The 18,686-nt window shown below is 39.2% G+C and carries 15 protein-coding genes and 2 tRNA genes; 3 read left to right on the top strand and 14 right to left on the bottom strand.

The window, feature by feature from the left end:
* Nucleotides 1-30 precede the first annotated feature (30 nt).
* The 4 genes from AAG807_RS20465 to AAG807_RS20450 all read right to left on the bottom strand — a co-directional run bounded on the left by AAG807_RS20465 (nt 31) and on the right by AAG807_RS20450 (nt 3,810).
* On the bottom strand, nt 31-1,407 hold the full coding sequence (locus AAG807_RS20465; protein ID WP_341908273.1) for a nucleoside permease: 1,377 nt from the start codon (nt 1,405-1,407) through the stop codon (nt 31-33).
* 24 nt (nt 1,408-1,431) lie between these two features.
* On the bottom strand, nt 1,432-2,007 hold the full coding sequence (locus AAG807_RS20460; protein ID WP_341908271.1) for a bifunctional nuclease family protein: 576 nt from the start codon (nt 2,005-2,007) through the stop codon (nt 1,432-1,434).
* Nucleotides 2,008-2,108: 101 nt separating this feature from the next.
* Nucleotides 2,109-3,053 carry an electron transfer flavoprotein subunit alpha/FixB family protein gene (locus AAG807_RS20455; protein WP_341908269.1) on the bottom strand — a complete coding sequence of 315 codons (945 nt, stop codon included), beginning with the start codon at nt 3,051-3,053 and terminating at the stop codon, nt 2,109-2,111.
* Between the two features lie 16 nt (nt 3,054-3,069).
* Nucleotides 3,070-3,810: an electron transfer flavoprotein subunit beta/FixA family protein gene (locus tag AAG807_RS20450; protein ID WP_341908267.1), complete on the bottom strand. Its 741-nt coding sequence runs from the start codon at nt 3,808-3,810 to the stop codon at nt 3,070-3,072.
* 261 nt (nt 3,811-4,071) lie between these two features.
* On the opposite strand from AAG807_RS20450, the gene AAG807_RS20445 reads away from it, so the two are divergent.
* Nucleotides 4,072-5,052, top strand: a complete 981-nt coding sequence (locus AAG807_RS20445; protein WP_341908264.1) for a pyruvate dehydrogenase complex E1 component subunit beta — start codon at nt 4,072-4,074, stop codon at nt 5,050-5,052.
* Between the two features lie 100 nt (nt 5,053-5,152).
* Here AAG807_RS20445 and fabD read toward each other — a convergent pair whose 3' ends face one another.
* From fabD to AAG807_RS20405, 8 genes are all read right to left on the bottom strand, one after another.
* Nucleotides 5,153-6,034: an ACP S-malonyltransferase gene (fabD, locus tag AAG807_RS20440; RefSeq protein ID WP_341908262.1), complete on the bottom strand. Its 882-nt coding sequence runs from the start codon at nt 6,032-6,034 to the stop codon at nt 5,153-5,155.
* Between the two features lie 171 nt (nt 6,035-6,205).
* Nucleotides 6,206-7,993 carry a T9SS type A sorting domain-containing protein gene (locus AAG807_RS20435; RefSeq protein WP_341908261.1) on the bottom strand — a complete coding sequence of 596 codons (1,788 nt, stop codon included), beginning with the start codon at nt 7,991-7,993 and terminating at the stop codon, nt 6,206-6,208.
* Nucleotides 7,994-8,253: 260 nt separating this feature from the next.
* Nucleotides 8,254-9,039: a DUF4249 domain-containing protein gene (locus AAG807_RS20430; protein ID WP_341908259.1), complete on the bottom strand. Its 786-nt coding sequence runs from the start codon at nt 9,037-9,039 to the stop codon at nt 8,254-8,256.
* Between the two features lies 1 nt (nt 9,040).
* Entirely contained in the window at nt 9,041-11,350 is a 2,310-nt protein-coding gene (locus tag AAG807_RS20425; protein ID WP_341908257.1) for a TonB-dependent receptor, read from the bottom strand.
* Nucleotides 11,351-11,537: 187 nt separating this feature from the next.
* Nucleotides 11,538-12,305 (bottom strand): LytTR family DNA-binding domain-containing protein, encoded by a 768-nt coding sequence (locus AAG807_RS20420; protein WP_341908254.1) that lies wholly within the window; start codon nt 12,303-12,305, stop codon nt 11,538-11,540.
* Nucleotides 12,302-13,138 carry a histidine kinase gene (locus AAG807_RS20415; RefSeq protein WP_341908252.1) on the bottom strand — a complete coding sequence of 279 codons (837 nt, stop codon included), beginning with the start codon at nt 13,136-13,138 and terminating at the stop codon, nt 12,302-12,304. Before AAG807_RS20415 ends, AAG807_RS20420 begins: the two co-directional genes overlap by 4 nt.
* A 507-nt stretch (nt 13,139-13,645) precedes the next feature.
* Nucleotides 13,646-13,729: transfer RNA gene (locus AAG807_RS20410), tRNA-Leu, on the bottom strand.
* A 48-nt stretch (nt 13,730-13,777) separates the two neighbouring features.
* Nucleotides 13,778-13,850, bottom strand: a tRNA-Gly gene (locus tag AAG807_RS20405).
* 285 nt (nt 13,851-14,135) lie between these two features.
* Between AAG807_RS20405 and AAG807_RS20400 the strand changes: the two genes are divergently transcribed.
* Nucleotides 14,136-15,143: a sensor histidine kinase gene (locus AAG807_RS20400; RefSeq protein ID WP_341908251.1), complete on the top strand. Its 1,008-nt coding sequence runs from the start codon at nt 14,136-14,138 to the stop codon at nt 15,141-15,143.
* Nucleotides 15,144-15,164: 21 nt separating this feature from the next.
* Nucleotides 15,165-15,842: a LytTR family DNA-binding domain-containing protein gene (locus AAG807_RS20395; RefSeq protein WP_341908249.1), complete on the top strand. Its 678-nt coding sequence runs from the start codon at nt 15,165-15,167 to the stop codon at nt 15,840-15,842.
* Between the two features lie 250 nt (nt 15,843-16,092).
* Here the strand turns inward: AAG807_RS20395 and AAG807_RS20390 are convergent, their stop codons facing one another.
* Both AAG807_RS20390 and AAG807_RS20385 read right to left on the bottom strand, forming a co-directional pair.
* Entirely contained in the window at nt 16,093-17,181 is a 1,089-nt protein-coding gene (locus AAG807_RS20390; RefSeq protein WP_341908246.1) for an acyl-CoA desaturase, read from the bottom strand.
* A 246-nt stretch (nt 17,182-17,427) separates the two neighbouring features.
* Nucleotides 17,428-18,462: an IS110 family transposase gene (locus tag AAG807_RS20385; RefSeq protein WP_341908244.1), complete on the bottom strand. Its 1,035-nt coding sequence runs from the start codon at nt 18,460-18,462 to the stop codon at nt 17,428-17,430.
* Nucleotides 18,463-18,686 lie beyond the last annotated feature (224 nt).

Below are 18,686 nucleotides of genomic sequence, written 5' to 3'. Positions count from 1 at the left end.
TAAATTACTATTAAATCTTTTAGTAAACAATTAGTGTGAAATTTCCGACAATTCTGCTGGATTGTGTTTATGTCTGAAGAAGATTGCAAACAAGACTGCAATAACTAATGCGTAAGCAGCAAAACTTAACCAGATCGGTGACCAATCGCGAAGAGAGACCGGTGCATTAAACGTTCCGTCAGCTGCAATTTTTACATTTTCGGTCAATTTTGAAAAAACAGGATTATCACTTTTAATCCCCAGATAATGAGTCAGAGAAGCGGTGGATTCAAAGGAAAAGGTGAAATAATTCTGAATGATGCGTGCGCTAACTAAACTTCCCATTACAGCACCAAATCCGTTGGTCATCATCATGAATAAACCTTGAGCGGAAGATCTGATTTTGGAATCGGTTGTTGTTTCCAAATACAATGAACCTGAAACGTTGAAAAAGTCAAAAGCCATTCCGTAAACGATGCAAGAAAAAACAATCATCCACAACCCTTCATTCGGATTTGCATAAGCTAATAATCCAAAACGAAGAACCCAGGCAAACATACTAATCAGCATCACTTGTTTAATTCCAAACCTGCGTAAGAAGAAAGGAATTGCCAGGATGAATAATGTTTCCGAAATCTGAGAGATTGACATGACGATTGTAGAGTATCTTGTAATCAGTGAATCTTGGTATTTACCAAAGTATCCAAATTCTGAAACAAATACATCCCCATACATGTTTGTCAACTGCAATGCGGCACCTAACATCATGGAGAAAAGAAAGAATAAAGCTGTTTTTCTGGTTGCAAACAGGCGAAACGCGTTTAATCCGAAAGCTTCAACTAATGTTTTCTTTGGTCCGGAATGAAGTCTCGGAGGGCATTTTGGAAGTGATAATGAATACAATCCTAAAAGGATTCCTGCGACACCTGAAATAATAAATTGATTATAAGAAGCTTTGTTACCTGTAAGATTAACGAACCACATAGCTGCAATGAATCCCACTGTTCCCCAAACCCGGATTGGAGGAAACACTTTTACTACGTCGTAGTTGTTGTTCTTAAGTATGGTGTATCCAATTGAATTAGAGAGTGAGATTGTTGGCATGTAGCAAGCCATAGCAGCAAAGATCACCCAAAAAAAGGTGGATGAATCAGTTACTAAGGGAATACAGCAAAGAATAATACCACCGATAAAATGAAGAAGACCGTAAAGCTTTTCTGCGTTGATCCATTTATCGGCAATAATTCCGGTTAATGCCGGCATTAATAAGGATGAAAATCCAAGTGTACTGAATACATCTCCAAAAGCCGGACCTTCCCACTTTTTAGTATCGAACCAATAGTTTGCAATTGTAATTAACCAGGCTCCCCAAACAAAGAATTGGAGGAAACTCATAACGGTCAAACGAAATTTGATAGATTTCCCCATAGTAGTGTAGATACTTAATGCGAATTACGCTCCGCGCTTGTTGATTTCGTCCCGGATCTTGGAAGCTAGTTCATAATCCTCATTGTCAATGGCAATTTGAATTTGCTCTTCCAGTTCTTCCTTGGTCATTTTGGTGAATTCATTCTCATCTGAATCGGCAATCTCAATTTCATCGTCCTCTTCCATGAACTCATCTGAAAGGATTCCTGCGGATGAAAGGATGGATTCAAATGTGTAGATCGGGCAATCGAACCGAACAGCTAACGCAATTGCATCAGATGTCCTTGCATCGATATCCGAAAAGACACCTTCCTTTTCACAAACCAATTTGGCAAAGAAAATCCCTTCCTGCAAATTGTAGATGACCACTTCTTTTAATTGAATCGCAAAGGTTTGGGCAAGTGATTTAAACAAATCGTGAGTAAGTGGTCTTGTCGGGGTCATTTTTTCCAATTCAATGGCAATAGCCTGGGCTTCAAAACCACCAATAATAATTGGCAAACGTCGTTTCCCGCCGGATTCGGCTAAAACCAAAGCGTAAGCACCACTTTGGGTTTGACTGTATGACAGTCCAATGATATCGAGTTTAATCTTGTCCATTCGAACGTTTTCCTTACGAAGGGTTTAAATAAGGAGGGAAGCATTTTAACGTGCTTCCCTCCTCGGATTTACTTTCGTAAAAATAATTAAATAGATTAATCTTAGTGCGGTGTTGAACGGAATTTTTTTACAGCCTCCGTTAATTTCGGAAGTACTTCGAAAGCATCTCCCACTACACCGTAATCAGCAGCCTTGAAGAAAGGTGCTTCCGGATCCGTATTTATCACTACAATTACCTTCGAACCGTTTACACCGGCCAAATGCTGAATTGCTCCGGAAATACCCGCTGCAATGTATAGATTCGGACGAATAGCAACACCGGTTTGTCCTACGTGTTCGTGATGAGGTCTCCAGCCAATATCGGCAACCGGACGTGAACATGCTGTTGCAGCTCCCAAAGCTTTTGCCAAATCTTCTACGATTCCCCAGTTTTCAGGACCTTTCAATCCACGACCTGCAGAAACAACCAATTCAGCCTCCGGCAATGGAATTTCACCTTCCGGTATTTTTGTTTCAATAACCTTGATAGCAGAAGAACCTGCCGCTCCGTCAAATGCTTCAACCGGGCAGGCAGATCCTGATTGTTCCGGTTGCAATGAATTTGGAAGAAGAGAGATGATCTTTTTAGCGGATTTAACGGAAACGAATCCAAATGCTTTTCCGGAGAATACATTCACTTTTATTTGCCCGTTTGCATTTGGAACATCAACTGCTCCGGAAATCAATCCTGCTTTCAAACGAACAGATAAACGAGGTGCCACTGCTTTGGCAACCAGGTCGTGAGAGAAAATAATCAGTTCTGCTCCTGTCGTGTCTGCCGCTTTTGCAATCAAACGAGTCACTTGTTGTGAATCTTCAGTAGCTACCGAACGGTCAACCAATACCTTTTCAGCACCGTATTCACCTAAAGTTCCTAATGTTGCATCAGCTACTGATCCAGTAGCGACAACTGTGATTGTTCCTCCGATTTTCTTTGCATAAGTAACCGCTTCAAGCGCACTTTTTGCCAAGTGATTGGATGAATTGATATAAACTAAAATATTCATAATTTCGGATTGTCTATTAAATAACTTTAGCCTCGTTGTGTAACAAAGCAACTAATTCGTCCATGTTGTTCGGATCGATCATTTTCACAGCAGATTTTGGAGCCGGTAATCCATATTCCACATATGCAGTAAGGTCTTCTGCGGAAGAAGGAGCTATAACTGTAAGTGGTTTTGTACGAGCTGCCATGATGCCACGCATGTTTGGAATACGTTGTTCCGCCATTCCTTTTGCACACGAAACGACTAAAGGAAGAGTTGCTTCAACTACCTGAACACCTCCAACGATTTCTTGCTCCATACGAGCAGTGGTTCCGTTGATATCCAATTTTGTCGCTAGGGAAACAAATGGTAAATCCATTGCTTCTGCAATCATTCCAGCCACTTGTGAACCGTTGTAATTGATTGTTTCCTTACCGGTCAGGATCAGATCAAATCCATTTGATTTTGCGTACTCGGCGATTTGGATCGCTGTGAAATAAGCGTCTTTTGGATCTGCATCAACACGAACTGCATCATCTGCACCAATTGCCAACGCTTTTCTGATTATTGCTTCATCAGCTGCATTTCCTACGGTGATAATTGTCAAGTTTCCACCTAATGTTTCTTTCAATTCCAAACCACGAACAAGCGCATACCACTCATCGTACGGATTGACAATGTATTGAACTCCATTTTCATCGAATTGCTTGTTCCCGTCTGTGAACGCAATTTTCGAAGTAGTATCTGGAGATTTACTGATACATACAAGAATTTTCATATTTATATTTTATTTAAACGTGAACCGCATTTTGTACGAATTGACACAATACAGTATTTGCTTGTTAAACTTTAGTTTCGGGAACAAAAATAATCAAATCATCGGATGAAATAAAATATTATGCACACATAGTAAGTGTAGGTTTTAAACAATTTGTTCACTATTTGCTGAAAATCTGTGTTCTTCCTCCTTATTTTGGTGTGCTAGAAACGAATTTTGATTAATTTTGACCTGCTTTAAGCGAAATAAAAAACGATAAGAATGAAGACTGTTCAATTTAGAGAAGCCCTTCGTGAAGCTATGTCAGAAGAAATGCGCCGTGATAAAGGTGTTTTCCTGATGGGTGAGGAAGTTGCTGAATACAATGGAGCGTACAAAGTATCTCAAGGAATGTTGGATGAATTTGGTCCAAAACGTGTCATTGATACCCCGATTGCTGAATTAGGATTTGCTGGTATTGCTGTTGGAGCTTCCATGAATGGCCTTCGCCCGATTGTTGAGTTCATGACATGGAATTTCGCGATTTTGGCTGCGGATCAGATCATCAACTCTGCTGCGAAAATGTTGCAAATGTCCGGTGGTCAGTACGGATGTCCGATTGTCTTTCGAGGAGGTAATGGAACTGCTGGTCAATTGGCGGCAACTCACTCCCAAAGTTTTGAAGCATTCTATTCACATGTTCCAGGTTTGAAAGTAATCACTCCATCCAATCCATACGATGCGAAAGGGTTATTGAAAGCTGCAATTCGTGATAATGATCCGGTTGTTTTCTTGGAATCCGAGAAAATGTACGGTGATAAAGGAGAGATTCCGGAAGGGGAATACATCATTCCAATCGGAGTAGGAGATATCAAACGCAAAGGAACAGATGTAACGATCGTTTCATTTGGTAAGATCATTAAAGTGGCTTATGAAGCTGCTGAGCTTTTGGAGAAGGAAGGGATTTCGCTTGAGATTATCGATTTGAGAACCATTCGCCCGATTGATTATGCCTTGATCGTTGAATCAGTTAAGAAAACGAATCGTTGTGTGGTATTGGAAGAATCTTGGCCTTTGGCTTCCATTTCTTCTGAAATCGCATACCACTTGCAACGCTATGCATTCGATTATTTAGATGCACCGGTGATGCGTGTGACACAAACAGATACTCCATTTGCATTTTCACCGACATTGATTGATGCTGCATTACCAAATGTGGAAAGATTGGTGAAAGCGGTGAAAACGACTTTGTCAAGAAATTAATTTAATACGTAGATTAATATATAAAAAAGTCGGGGCGAAAATTTTTCGCCCCGACTTTTTTTATGCAGATGACGTGATATTTCACGTCTTTTTTCTTTTATCAAATTTCCGCACTGGATGTCGGGAATGCACGGTCAACCTTTTTGAAAAGTCCTTGTAGCACTTTACCTGGTCCAACTTCAATGACTTCAGTAGCACCGTCAGCGATCATCTGCTGCATGGTCTGTGTCCAGCGAACAGGAGCTGTCAATTGATCAATCAGATTCTTTTTGATCTCATCCGGATTTGTTACTGCTTTTGCAGTTGTATTTTGATAAACAGGGCAAATCGGGTTGCTGAAAGTGGTTGACTCAATTGCTTTCGCCAATTCTTCTCTTGCAGGTTCCATTAACGGTGAATGGAATGCTCCACCAACTTGAAGGATCATCGCGCGTTTTGCACCTGCTTCCGTTAATTTTGCACATGCTTCCTCCACAGCCGGAATAGCACCTGAAATAACCAACTGCCCCGGGCAATTGTAATTTGCTGCAACTACAACTCCATCAATGGATTTGCAAATATCCTCCACTACATTGTCTTCCAATCCTAAAATCGCTGCCATGGTAGAAGGAACGGCTTCACAGGCTGCCTGCATGGCAAGAGCTCTTTTGGAAACCAAACGCAAACCATCTTCAAATGAAAGGGTCTTGTTTGCAACTAAGGATGAAATTTCTCCCAGTGAATGTCCGGCAACCATATCCGGTTTAAAACTGTCGCCCAAACACGCGGCAAGAATTGTTGAATGCAAGAAAATGGCGGGTTGTGTCACTTTGGTTTGTTTCAATTCTTCATCAGATCCTTCAAACATGATTTTTTGGATATCAAAACCAAGAATCTCATTTGCTCTGGCGAATAGTTGTTTTGCTAAATCGGAGGAATCGTAAAGGTCTTTTCCCATTCCTGAGAATTGAGCACCTTGTCCGGGGAATACGTATGCTTTCATAATTTGTTTTTTCGAGGAGGCAAATATAGTAACAGTTTGTGAAGTTCAAAAAGTTGAAAGGTTCAAAGAATTAAATAATGCTTTTATTCAGCTTTTGAAGCAGATTGTACCAAAGCAAAACACCCCGACTCCATTTCTGGAACCGGGGTGTTTTGCTTTTATAATGAGTTATTAGTTCTTAACAACCATTTTCTTAGTAACTGTTCCTGCGTTTGTAGAAACGTTTACTGTGTAAACTCCAGCAGAGAAGTTAGCTGTAGAGAAAGAAACTTTAGAAGTACCTTCTGCAGCGTTTGTAGTGTAAACTACTTTACCTGCTAAGTCAACAACTGTAATTGCAGATGCAACTGCTCCGTTCACTTCAATTGTAGCTTCACCTACAACCGGGTTAGGGAATACGTTTACATTTACATTAGCTGCATTTTCAGAAACTGATAATGAAGGGTTGAAGTTCATACGTACCATTGGAGTAGAAGTGGAATAGTACCAAGTACCTGTGTTTTCGTTTCCATCCAAGTAGAATGTAGTTTGTGCTTCAGAAATACCAGATGTTCCAACAACGAAATCATCAGTTGCACCACCATCACCGTAAGAACCAACAACCAACAAGTAAGAGTTACCTGTAGTTAAAGGGAATGAACCTGTAAGTGGAAGTGTGATCATTGTTCCTAATTCACCGGCAGTAACTGTGTGTAATGCTGTAGGTGCACCGTAAACGAAGTTACCAGTACCATCAATAGTATACAACAATCCGTAGATCTGACAGTTAACAGTTGAAGTCGCAGCTACGAATACATCAACACCTGTCAATGTTTGGTCTGCTGTGATATCAAAGATGTTCCCCATTTCGTATCCTTGACCTTGGTTGTAAGAACCAGCCTCAACTACTTGCGCATCACGTGCAAAAGTTGTCTGAGTTGTAGCGAAAGCTAATGCAGGAGCAACGTTGTCTGTTGAGTTTGCATCTGTACTACCGGAAGTTGTAGAACCAGTAACAGTAAAGCTGGCAATAGAAGCTGCAGGCGTAAATGTAGTACTGATATCAAATGTGTCAATTGCATTCGGAGCCAAAGTACCCATTGGGCTTGTTTGGTTGTAAGAAGCAGAAGCGATTTCAGCAGTGAATGTTACATCAGATTGAGACATTGCACCTTTGTTTTCAACTAAACCTGCGAAATGGATAGGATTGATCTGAGCGATTGGAGTTTGGTAGTACGGTAAACGTGCTCCCCATGTTCCTTCAACACCCCAGAAATATCCGTTTGCTGATAAGTCAAAATTGTCTGTCTCAACTAATTGTACATCATCAACAGCCCAGAACCAGTCATATGCACCAACATAACGGAAACCAACTTTCACGTTTGCCTGGTTTGCTGCAACTGAAGAGATGTTCACTTGAGCAAGAGCAGGGTTCGCTGAATTTGTATTAACCGCCATCGAAGTGTTTACTTGGAAATCTGTCCAGGTTGCCCCATTGTCATTAGAAACAACTACGTAGTACAATTCTTGGAAGTGACGTGTAGATTGTTGGAAAATGATGGAAACATTTGCTTTTCCAGTACAGTTGATAACGGATGAAGTTACAATTGTAGCATTTTGTGTCTGACCACTACCTGCAGCATCCGAGTTAATCAAAGCGTAACCGTTTGCAGCTGTTGTATGACCAGCCGGTTTCAATGCAGTTACAGGAATAGCATTTACATCCGTTACGATAGCCCAATCACCCAATGTGTGAGCAGGAGATCCTGCGCCACCAGCATTTGCAATTGTCCAATCAGAAGAAGTGGAGAAATTGTTTGTCCAGAAAGGAACCGCTTTTTCCAAATTGTGAGTTGCCTTAGCAGGAACTTCACCGATATTTTGGATTCTTTGCGCTCCACGCACATTTTTGTTCATTAACTGAGCCGAAGCCGAACCAGCAATAACTAAAGTAAATAAGCCTAAGTATACTTTTTTCATAGTTTTTTATTTGACGTAAAAATAATCAATCAATTACTAAATAAAAAATTTTTATGGTGTATGAATGGTTAAATAAGTGGATGATAGGTTTTTCATCTCGTCTAGATTGGAGCTATATTCTTGCGTGGCACTAGAATTTACGTTGGGAAATGGCATGTAATGAATTTAACAAAATCTATTTGTAATGGAAAATTTCAAACAATTTTAAAGGAGGGACTGATTTTTAGGTGAATGACAAATGATCGTTTATTTTCGGATTGCTAATCTATTATCTTGATTTTTTTTTCTGATTTGCTATGTGCGCTGAAATATCCCAAGCAACCACCTGATATATTGCTCACGGGATTAGCTGGTGCAGAGCTGCTTCCGTTTAAGGTTTGTTCCAGGCCGTTAAAGTATTCATAGATGCTTTTGTCTATTCCCATTAAACAAACGGTGGCAGTATCAGTTGGAACAAACTCAGATAGGAAAGGACCAACTGGCTGAGTGACATTTATTCCGTTTGTCAGATAATCTTTTCTTACAAAGATTTTGCTTATAGGTTTTCCATTTGAATAAACCTTTAGGCGATAATAATTGCTTTCAGAAATTGGATCTGTATATGCAGGAATTAAAAATCGCCTCGTGTTTCCATTTGCAATTTGAGTCATCTGAAATAAGGTATCGATACTCACACTGCTAGGCATTTTACAGACTGAAGTATATTCTTTTCCGTCGTAGGAAACATTCAAGAAATAGGTTCTTCCTGGTATTCCTGAGAGGATAGTTGATTGGTAAATGCCCGGAGATTGCATGGGTAAGGTTTCCGAATTACCTAAGTTATCACTCACTTTTACTACTGCATCCGTCACTCCATTAAAATTTCCAGCCTCGTTAAACGAGCTACTCATGGATATACTTATTCGACATGCCGGACCTTGATTTGAAACCTCGCCTTCAATGACCAATTGTGGTTTCTCATTTTTCAAATCCGGCTGGATTACTTTTTCACAAGAGGCAAGGGTGAATAACAAAAGAAGAATAAATGTGCTGTAAACTGATTTCATTTCATTTTATTTTGAAGTTCCACGATATTGAAGGAACAAACCGGAATAATGAGGTTTGAACGATTTCTGTTTTGCTTGGGTCATTTTCATTCTCGCGAAATGAGATGGAATAGGCATTTTCTCTTCCATACACATTGAAAATACCGATGGCCAGCTCGTTGCTAAAATGCTGGTGATCTTTTAATTTGAAAGTCGCCCCAATGTCCAGTCGGTGATAAGCAGGCATACGGTAACCGTTTCGTTCGGTGTAAAGCCAGACAACCTGCTGATCCAGGTAATATTTTCCAGTAGGGAAGGTCACAGCATTTCCTGTGCTGTAAACCCATGTAGTCGAAATGTTAATTCGCTCATTTACATCATAACAGACTACGATTGATAGATCATGTGTTTTATCTTGTCTGGCTGCATACCACTTATCGTTATTAATTCCAGTAATTTTTTTTTCTGTGCGGGATAAGGTATAGCTAATCCATCCGGTTAGTTTTCCCTTTTTTTTCTTGACAAACAATTCTAACCCATAAGCTCTGCCTATTCCAGTTAAAAGTTGCGTTTCCAATTGATCGCTAAATAAAACATCAGCCCCATTCTTGTAATCAATTTGGTTCTGTAGACCTTTGTAATAAATCTCAACACTGGTTTCGAACTGATTGTTTTTTAAATTTTGGAAATAACCTAAAGACAGTTGATCTGCAATCTCGGGTTTGATGTTGTTATTTGTTGGAACCCATTTATCCGTCGGACTGGATACGGTGCTGTTCGATAGAAGATGAATGTATTGAGCATTTCGTGAATATGCGGCTTTAATGGCACTCGATGAGTTAATTTGAAAACTACCTGAAATTCGTGGTTCGGGATTGAAATAGGTTTTACCAAATTCACCACGTTGATAGTGAATCGTATCTAACACGTTATGGTTCTCATCAAGTGTATAGAAATCACCAGCACCAATTATTGAAAAACTGCTTAATCTGATTCCTGCAACGATACTTAATCGATTATTTATTTTCCATTCGTCTGAAACAAAAATTGCATTTTCTAAAGAGTAACGTTTTTGGAGGGAAGTATTATTTAATGTTTCGCCACTAATTTCTCCGGGTACAATGGTGTGATAAATAGCGCTTAATCCAAATCGAAAGGCATGTTTTGTATTGGGGAAATACTGAAACTCTTGTTTGAGGTTGTAATCAAGTATATTTGAATTTAAGTTAAAATCGGAACCGCCTCTTTCTACTCCAACCACATAATTGTAATTGCTAATGATTGCAGATGTATTGGAGAATAATTTGCTATTGACCAAGTGGTTCCATCTCAAGGTGCCGGTTGCATTTCCCCAATCAAGCCCAAAAAGCGTGTGTACACCTAGTTTATCTCTTCCGAGGTAACCGGAAAGGTAAAGCTGGTCTTTCTTACTAAGTCGATAATTTGCCTTTGCGTTGAGGTCGTAGAAATAGAGCGTTGTGCCTTTGTATTTTTTGTCGAGTTTTAGGAAAAGATCGGCGTAGGTTCTACGACCTGAAATGAAGAAAGATCCTTTGTTCTTTACAATTGGACCTTCAATACTGAGCTTAGAAGAAATTAGCCCAATACTTCCATTGGCTTCAAAACGTTGTTTGTTTCCATCTTTCATGCGAATATCCATTGCCGAAGAAAGTCTGCCACCATATTGTGCTGGTTGAGACCCCTTGTAAATTGTTACATCTTTCAATGCGTCTGAATTGAATGTGGAGAAAAAGCCTAGTAGGTGAGAAGCGTTGTAGACTAATGCTTCGTCTAAAAGTATCAGGTTTTGATCTCCTGCACCGCCTCGGACATAAAGTCCGCCTCCGCCATCTCCTACAGATTTGATTCCAGGTAATAATTGGATGGTTTTAATGATGTCTTTTTCTCCGAAAAGGACTGGAATTTTACCAATTTCAAGAATGTCTATTTTTTCCATCCCGGTTTGCGGGTTAGTGATGTTGTCATTTTGTTTGGTCGCCAAAATCTTTACTTCCTCTAATTCATTTTCCAGAGGTTGCAATTGAATGTCTCGCAACAAAGTTTGAGTTAGATCGATGGTCATTGTATCTGTATGGTAACCGCTGTATTGAATGATTAGTGTGTATTTTCCTTGTGGTAATGTAATGGAGTAAAAACCATATTCATTGGAAGTGGTTCCTGTGGATGATAGTTGTTTTACTCTAACAACCGCCCCAATAAGCGTTTCACCAGATTCCCCGTCCTTAATTGTTCCGCTAACGGTATTTTTTAAGCTTTGACATTGGGCTATTCCAACTGTTATGAAGAATAGTAATAACAAATGATATTTCATAATTCAAAAAAGAGTTGCGCAAATCTATCATGTTGACATATTCCTCGTAAAGAAAAGAAGACTGAAACAGGCAAAATAGTGGCGCAAGCAGACATCTGTTGGTGATTATTGTTCGGGAACGTTATTTCTGTACGCTGATCTCTACTTCAATATCTTTAGATGGATCGAACAGTTTAAGTGTAAGCGATTAGAGCAATGCATCTCCCTCCAGCCATTTTAAAAAATCAGATGCTCTGGCTTTGCTGATGATCAATTTTTCGGGAGTTTTTACCATGAGTTTAGCAACTAGTTTTCGGGCAAAATAGCGCTCCACATTCTCAATAGCGGCACGTTGAATAATATATTGCCGATTTGCACGATAAAAATGCTCCGGATCTAATGTTTTATGAATATCGTCCAGATTGGAGGAAAGGTGAAATTTCCGGTTAGTCACTGTTGTAATGCTTACGACCGCATTGTCAAGATGAAAGAATGCGATTTCTCTTACTGGAATCGGGATGATTTTTTCTTTTTGGTAGACTAAAAGAGTTGTTTTGTAATTTACTTTCAGATTTTTTGTCAGAGAGTTAAAATTATTTGTTGGGTCTATTTGAAAATTGTCTTTGAATTGGAGGAATTTAGCGAAGGCTTTCTCTACTTTTTTTTGAGTAATAGGTTTCAATAAATAGCTGATTCCATTCGTGTCGAATGCATTCATCAGGTATTCATCAAATGCGGTACAAAAAATGATGGGGGATTTTAATTCGATTTGATTGAAGAGGTCAAAGCATAATCCATCTGCAAGCTGTATATCAGAGAATATTAAGTCCGGACTTTCATTTTCATCAAACCATTGTTTTCCTTTTTCTATCGAATCGATAATGGCTGTAATGAGTATTGTATCATCCATTTGGAGGATAATCTTTTTTAGTTCTCTTGCGGCCCTAATCTCATCTTCGATAATAAGTACCTTCATTCAATTATAATTGGAAGTTTAACTAAAAAGACATCATCACGCTTTTCGATGTAAATTTCATGGTTGAAAATCAATTGATACCTTTGGGTGATATTCTCAAGCCCTTTTCCAGTAGAATGTGTGACTGATCGTTTCGGTTGAAAATTATTCTGGACTATTAAATAGTTGTTTTCAGTATAGATCTTAATTTTTAAGGGATGATGTGCTGCGGCTATATTGTGTTTAATCGCATTTTCAATTAATAGTTGAAGCGTTAACGGAGGGATTTTGGAGTTCCACATATTGTGTTCAACATTTACGCTTATTTCAATGGAATCTTCCAGACGCGTTTTAATAATGTATAGGTACGATTCTATGAAACTAAGTTCTTGTTTTAAAGAAGCAATATTTTCATCTTTATACTGTAAAACATAACGGTATACATTGGCTAATTCGTTGATGTAATCTTTAACCATTACCTCTTGCGTCAGTGTGCTAAGAGTATTGAGGGTGTTGAATAAAAAGTGTGGACTGATCTGCTCCTTTAAAGAACTTAAATTGGCTTGAAGTTGTATTTGTTTTAGCTGTTCAATCTCCAATTCATGTTTCTGTTTTTCAGCTGAAACATGCAGTGAGTGAATAATAAAGTAATAAAAACCACTGATACTCATTCCTCGAATAAGAAGAAGAACGATTTTTTTTTCGGGAGCCATGTGTTGTAGTTGCAATGCTTCCGAAATTGTTTCAGAAAATAAAATATTGTAGCCATAGGCAAGTTGCCCGACAAAGAGAATGCTCAACAAGCCGTACAAAAATTTGTTGGGAAATAATTTGTTGAGTTTTTTGCTATCCATTAAAGTGAAATGAATAAACCAACAGAGAAGAGAGAAAATCTCTGTGTAAATGACTGAATTGATAAAAGAAGACCATCCAATCACCTCCGATCTCAGTAAACGAGGAAATGCCCCAATAAAGGATACACCAAAGGATAAACAGATTCCTAAAACCCAATAGCTTCTTTTCATGTCTTAAAAATAGAGGTTACAACTAAAAGATGTCTTGGTTTATTTCCGAAACGGGCAAAAATGAATATTAAGCGGGCTTCGGAATGAAGTGATCCTTCTTGTTTTTTAGATGAACTTAATTAGATATTAATTTTTGGGATTTACAACTCCCAATATAGAATTGATTTAGATCTTCAGAATATAAGATGTAAATAGTTGCCATGGGATTGAATATAATGAAAAATCCCGAAGATGTAAACACCAACGGGACTTAACTTTCCTGTGAAAGGTGGAAGCCAATTCACAAGCTTTTTAGAATAAAAAAAGGAAGACCAAAGTCTTCCTTCAATTCTCTTGTACTCGGAGCGGGACTTGAACCCGCACGCCCATACAGGCACAGGATTTTAAGTCCGGCGTGTCTACCAATTCCACCATCCGAGCGGACTTTAAAGAATAAAGGCCATTTCAAAAATGACCTTTATTTCTTTGAGCGGGAGACGAGATTCGAACTCGCGACCCCAACCTTGGCAAGGTTGTGCTCTACCAACTGAGCTACTCTCGCATTTTAATACTTCATTTGAGGTTGTGCTCACTCCGCCGTGGCGGAAGCACTCTCGCATATGACCGTTCCTCTTTTGGAATCGGGTTGCAAATCTAACAATTCCTTTATTCAATTCGCAAGAATTCACTCACTTTTTTTATTTTTTTTTGATTTTCCCCCATTATTCCAAAATGAAAGCAGGATGATCCATCTGTTAACTTCTTGATTTTGTTCTAATTCAGAAAAGCTTTAAATTGGAATGGGTAATGAGATCAATAGGTAGTATTGGTCGTGAATTGTTCTAAAATGATAACTTTACTTATGAAATTGTCATACTTCAACTTTTGGCTGCGGAATATCGTGGTATACCTATTCTTTTGTTTGCTGGGACTGATTATGGTACTTGTCGATGGGAATCATCAGATTCATGAGAAAGGTCGGTTTTTTCATGTGGTTGTCAACGGAGGAATCATGTTTGCCATAGCACATATCCAGGTGTACATCCATAATCGGTTCTTGTATGAACGCTTCTTCGGTAAGCAAAATCTCAAGTATTTCTTAGGAACGGTTTCCCTTTTTACCAGTTATTTCCTGATCAATTATTTCACCCCGTTTTCATTCGTTCCAAATGGAGACGTGATCACGATGAGTATTTCCATTTTCTTGATTTATCTCATCGGACTCGGTTTTAACTACGTGCACAAAAATATCCTGGATCGAAACAGACGGTTTTTGACAGACTTGCTGGAGAAGGATGATGAAATTCGTCACTTGAAAGCACAACTGAATCCCCACTTCCTGTTTAATTCACTGAATAATCTGTATGCCACAGCACTTACTGATCCAACTCAGACTCCGGATAAGATCCTGGAACTTTCCGATTTATTGCGGTATCAGATTGAGTCTTCCAAAAAGGAACGTGTTCCCTTATATGAAGAAATGGATTTCATTAAGAAATACCTGAGCTACGAGCAGAACAGAAGTCCTAAGTTGGCTATTAGCCTGACCGATAAGATTGTAACCAATCAATTGATGCTTTCGCCGATGTTATTCATGCCCTTCATAGAAAATGCCATCAAGTATAGCAGTGGAACAGAAAAACCGACTGTTTCCCTGTTTATTGGTACGGATAAGCAGAAGCTGACTTTCCGAATCTGGAATAATTACGATCCCGGTAGACGGGAATTTTCGGGCACAAATACGGGGATTTCAAACACGAAACAACGCCTCCAACTCATGTACAATAACAAGCATGAACTGATTATTACGGATTCCGATGATATTCATACGGTTGAATTGACACTTGTATTGTAACGAAAATAGTATCTTGTAGGGATGAAGTACAAATGCCTCATAGTTGATGACGAAGCACCGGCGCATCTGGTGATTCAGGCGCATATTGCACGCACGGAACAACTCGAAATAATCGGTGATGTTTATGACGGGCAGGAAGCTCTGGAGTTTTTGCGAAACAACCAAGTGGACATCCTTTTCCTGGATATCGAAATGCCGCGACTCAGCGGATTGGAATTGTTGGAATGTATGCCTTATTCGCCTTCTGTGATCTTAACGACAGCGTATAGCAACTTCGGTTTTGAGGCTTATCAGAATGGAGTGGTGGATTACCTGTTGAAGCCCATTTCTTATCCTCGTTTTTTGAAAGCGATCAATAAGATCATCGACAGACCTTTGCCTAGAAAGGAAGTGGATCTGTTTCCTGAAATTGAGGTGAAGCACGAGGGAATCTTAAGAACCATTCAAACCCGTGACATCTTATATATAGAAGCGGTTGGGAATTATATCCGTTTGCATTTGATGAATGAAAAACCACTGTTGATTACCCAAACGATGAAGTATATCTTATCTGTTTTACCACCTTCCCAGTTTATACGGATCCACAAATCGTATATCGTCAAGCGGGAAAGTATCGCAGAGTTCAAAAAAACGGAGGTGGTTCTTTCCAATCAGACTGTTTTACCTGTAGGGCGAAAATATTCGGTGCTTCTCGAATAACTGCATTGTTTTTTTCTCCCGGGGAAGAACACAACGCTTATGCTGAAGCTTCAGCGAAGGCACAGACGAGCACATATGCATTTCAAATCGATTAATCACTTCTTCCGTGTTCCTCCGGCACGTGCGCTAGAGCTAAGGCGTAAGCGTTCCGTGGGAATTCAATATCCACAAACCGAGAGCGGAACACAAAAAAGCCTCTCTGCGTGGCAGAAAGGCTTCTCATTCTTTTGGCTTTTAAACCGGCTATTTCTTAAACTCTTCCGAGCGTGTAAAGCATTTTTGTGTGAGCAGCAAGTGCTCCCCAGAAAGATTTCCCTGTATGATACGGTAAGTTGTATTCTGCCGCAGTTGCCTGGACAATCTTAGAGATTTTCGGGTAATGAATATGCGAAATAGAAGGGAATAAATGATGTTCCACCTGGAAATTCAATCCTCCGACAACATAAGAGATCACCGGGTTGTTTGTTGCGAAGTTCATAGTTGTACTCAACTGGTGAACCATGAAACTATGCTCCAATTCATTGTTTTCCGGCATTGGGAATTCATTTTCATCGGTTACATGTGCCAATTGGAAAACAACTGCCAAAGTTAATCCTGCAACGAAATGCATCACACAATAACCTACCACCCAATTTAAGAATGTCATCTCAGGAACCACGAAGAAAGGAATCAACATGTAGCTGAAATAAACAAGTTTGGACATGATAATAATGAAAAGCTGTTTTCCTAAAGTTGTTCCAGCCGCTTTCACGTGACCTTCCTTGTCGTAACGGATCACTTGCTTGAAGTCTTTCACGGTACTCCACATCAAGGTCATCAACCCGTAAAAAAACCAGGCGTAAATGAACTGTAATTTGTGGATCGCTTTTTTCTTAGAATGCGGTTCAAAACGCAATACACCGATAGGAGCGATGTCTTCATCCAATTCATGGACATTCGTGTATGTATGGTGAATAACGTTGTGCTGAGTTTTCCAGTTTTGTGAATTTCCGGCAAGGAAAGCCAAAGAGAAGAATCCCAGAATTTTATTCAGTCGCTCGTTTTTACTGTAACTGCCGTGGTTTGCATCGTGCATGACACTCATTCCGATTCCGGCCATTCCAAATCCCATCAAAACAGCCAGGATAAACCAGCTCAATTTGGAATCAAAAACATTGAAAGTGATTAACAAAAATGGAACCACATAAGCTGAAAACATGACAAAAGTCTTGATGTATAGTTTCCAGTTCCCGTTTTTACTGATATTGTTTTCTTTGAAATAAGAATCAACCCGTTTTCTTAATTCCGATTGAAAGTCTTTATTCTTACTTGTATTAAATCTTACATTTTTCGCCTCCATTGTGAGTCTGATATATGAATTAGATAACAAAGGTGAGAATCAATACCGGATAATGAAGGGAAAAAGGGATGTCACGCTTACTAAACGGATGAACGCCGTTCGTCAGTTGGTAGAAATACGTGAAAAACCGAAGTAATCTGCTTTGTCTAACCACATAGATTCTGTGTTAGTATCCAAAAGAAAACTAAATTTTCTTTACCTTTATTTTATTAAAGCAGCCTTGAGCTAGCTTGTAAAGAGTAGTAGCTATTGCAGTTGCTGCTCTTTCTCATTTAAGCTAAGTTTTTCAGCATCATAGATCATTTGATTTATGAATAAAATGTAAGTCAGCTCTAATAATTTTCGCTGAACTGCTACCACAGCTTTCATTTTGATCCCATGTCTGGAAACGAGCCTTGCAAACAGTTCTTTGTAACGTTCATCGTGTCGAATAGCGGTCAGCGCTGGTAAATGCATTGCTTTTCTAAGATGGCGGTTTCCTTTCTTGGATATTCTAGATTTGCCTTTAATGGAAGTTCCTGACTGCTTTTCTTTTACATCCAGTCCTGCATAACTAGTGAGTTGCTTTTTATTTCGGATTAACTCAAAGCCATTTGTTTCCCCTAAAATGGTGACTGCCGTAAGTATTCCTACTCCAGGAATAGTACAGATCCTGTCAACAACCTCTTTGACTGAATGGTCTTTTTTAAGACACTCATTAATATCGGTTTTGATTTCTTTTTCCTGTTGGTCCATTAACCGAAGTCGTACATTTAACCGATCAAGACTTCTTTTGTTAGGCTCAGCTTCCGATTCTTCAGCATGGATCTGGTTTTTGATCATCACTCTTTCCGATACAATTTGATCTCGTTCACGCGTCAACTGCTGAAGTGTTTTGTAGAGTTTCTTCGGTCGTTTCCAGTTTTCCAACTTGCGTTCCAGTCCAAAAAGAGCAATAGCATCTGCACAGGTAGCATCAGTAATCGTTTTAATCGATAGTGTTCGCATATAGTTGCTGATCTTATTGGGAAGGACCACCGACAAATCAATTCCGTTTTCATCCAGGAAATAGGCAAATTTCTGATGATATACGCCGGTAGCTTCCATTACAACATGTAACTGAAAATCTGCAACAGTATGCTTCTTTAACCACTTTAACAAAGCATCAAAACCTGATTCCTTGTTAGCAAACTTCCTACGTGAATAAAGTTCTGTAGTAAGATCCTGACTTAATCTTCCTAATGTTACGACGAGCTCCTTTTGAGCTACATCTACTCCTAAAACCTGTCTCAAAACATTCATCCTTCAAACAATTAAATTCAAAAAGTGAATATCTCTCTTCGTCTTTTCTCCTGGTTGGATATTCTGGATACTGATCTAAATCAACTTCAGTTCCTTACATTCTGTTTAAACTCTAAGAGATAAAAAAGGAGGAGACGATATCTATGTGTGAACATATCTCAAGGATTGTTTAGGCACATATGTGTTCTCGCTCCTTTTCACTTTTCTATAAAAGTAATAACTGA

It is taken from the genome of Fluviicola taffensis DSM 16823, assembly GCF_943372375.1.
Classification (GTDB): domain Bacteria; phylum Bacteroidota; class Bacteroidia; order Flavobacteriales_D; family Crocinitomicaceae; genus Fluviicola; species Fluviicola taffensis_A.
Note: the sequence above shows the minus strand (reverse complement) of the source record. Positions and strands in the feature narration are given on the sequence as shown.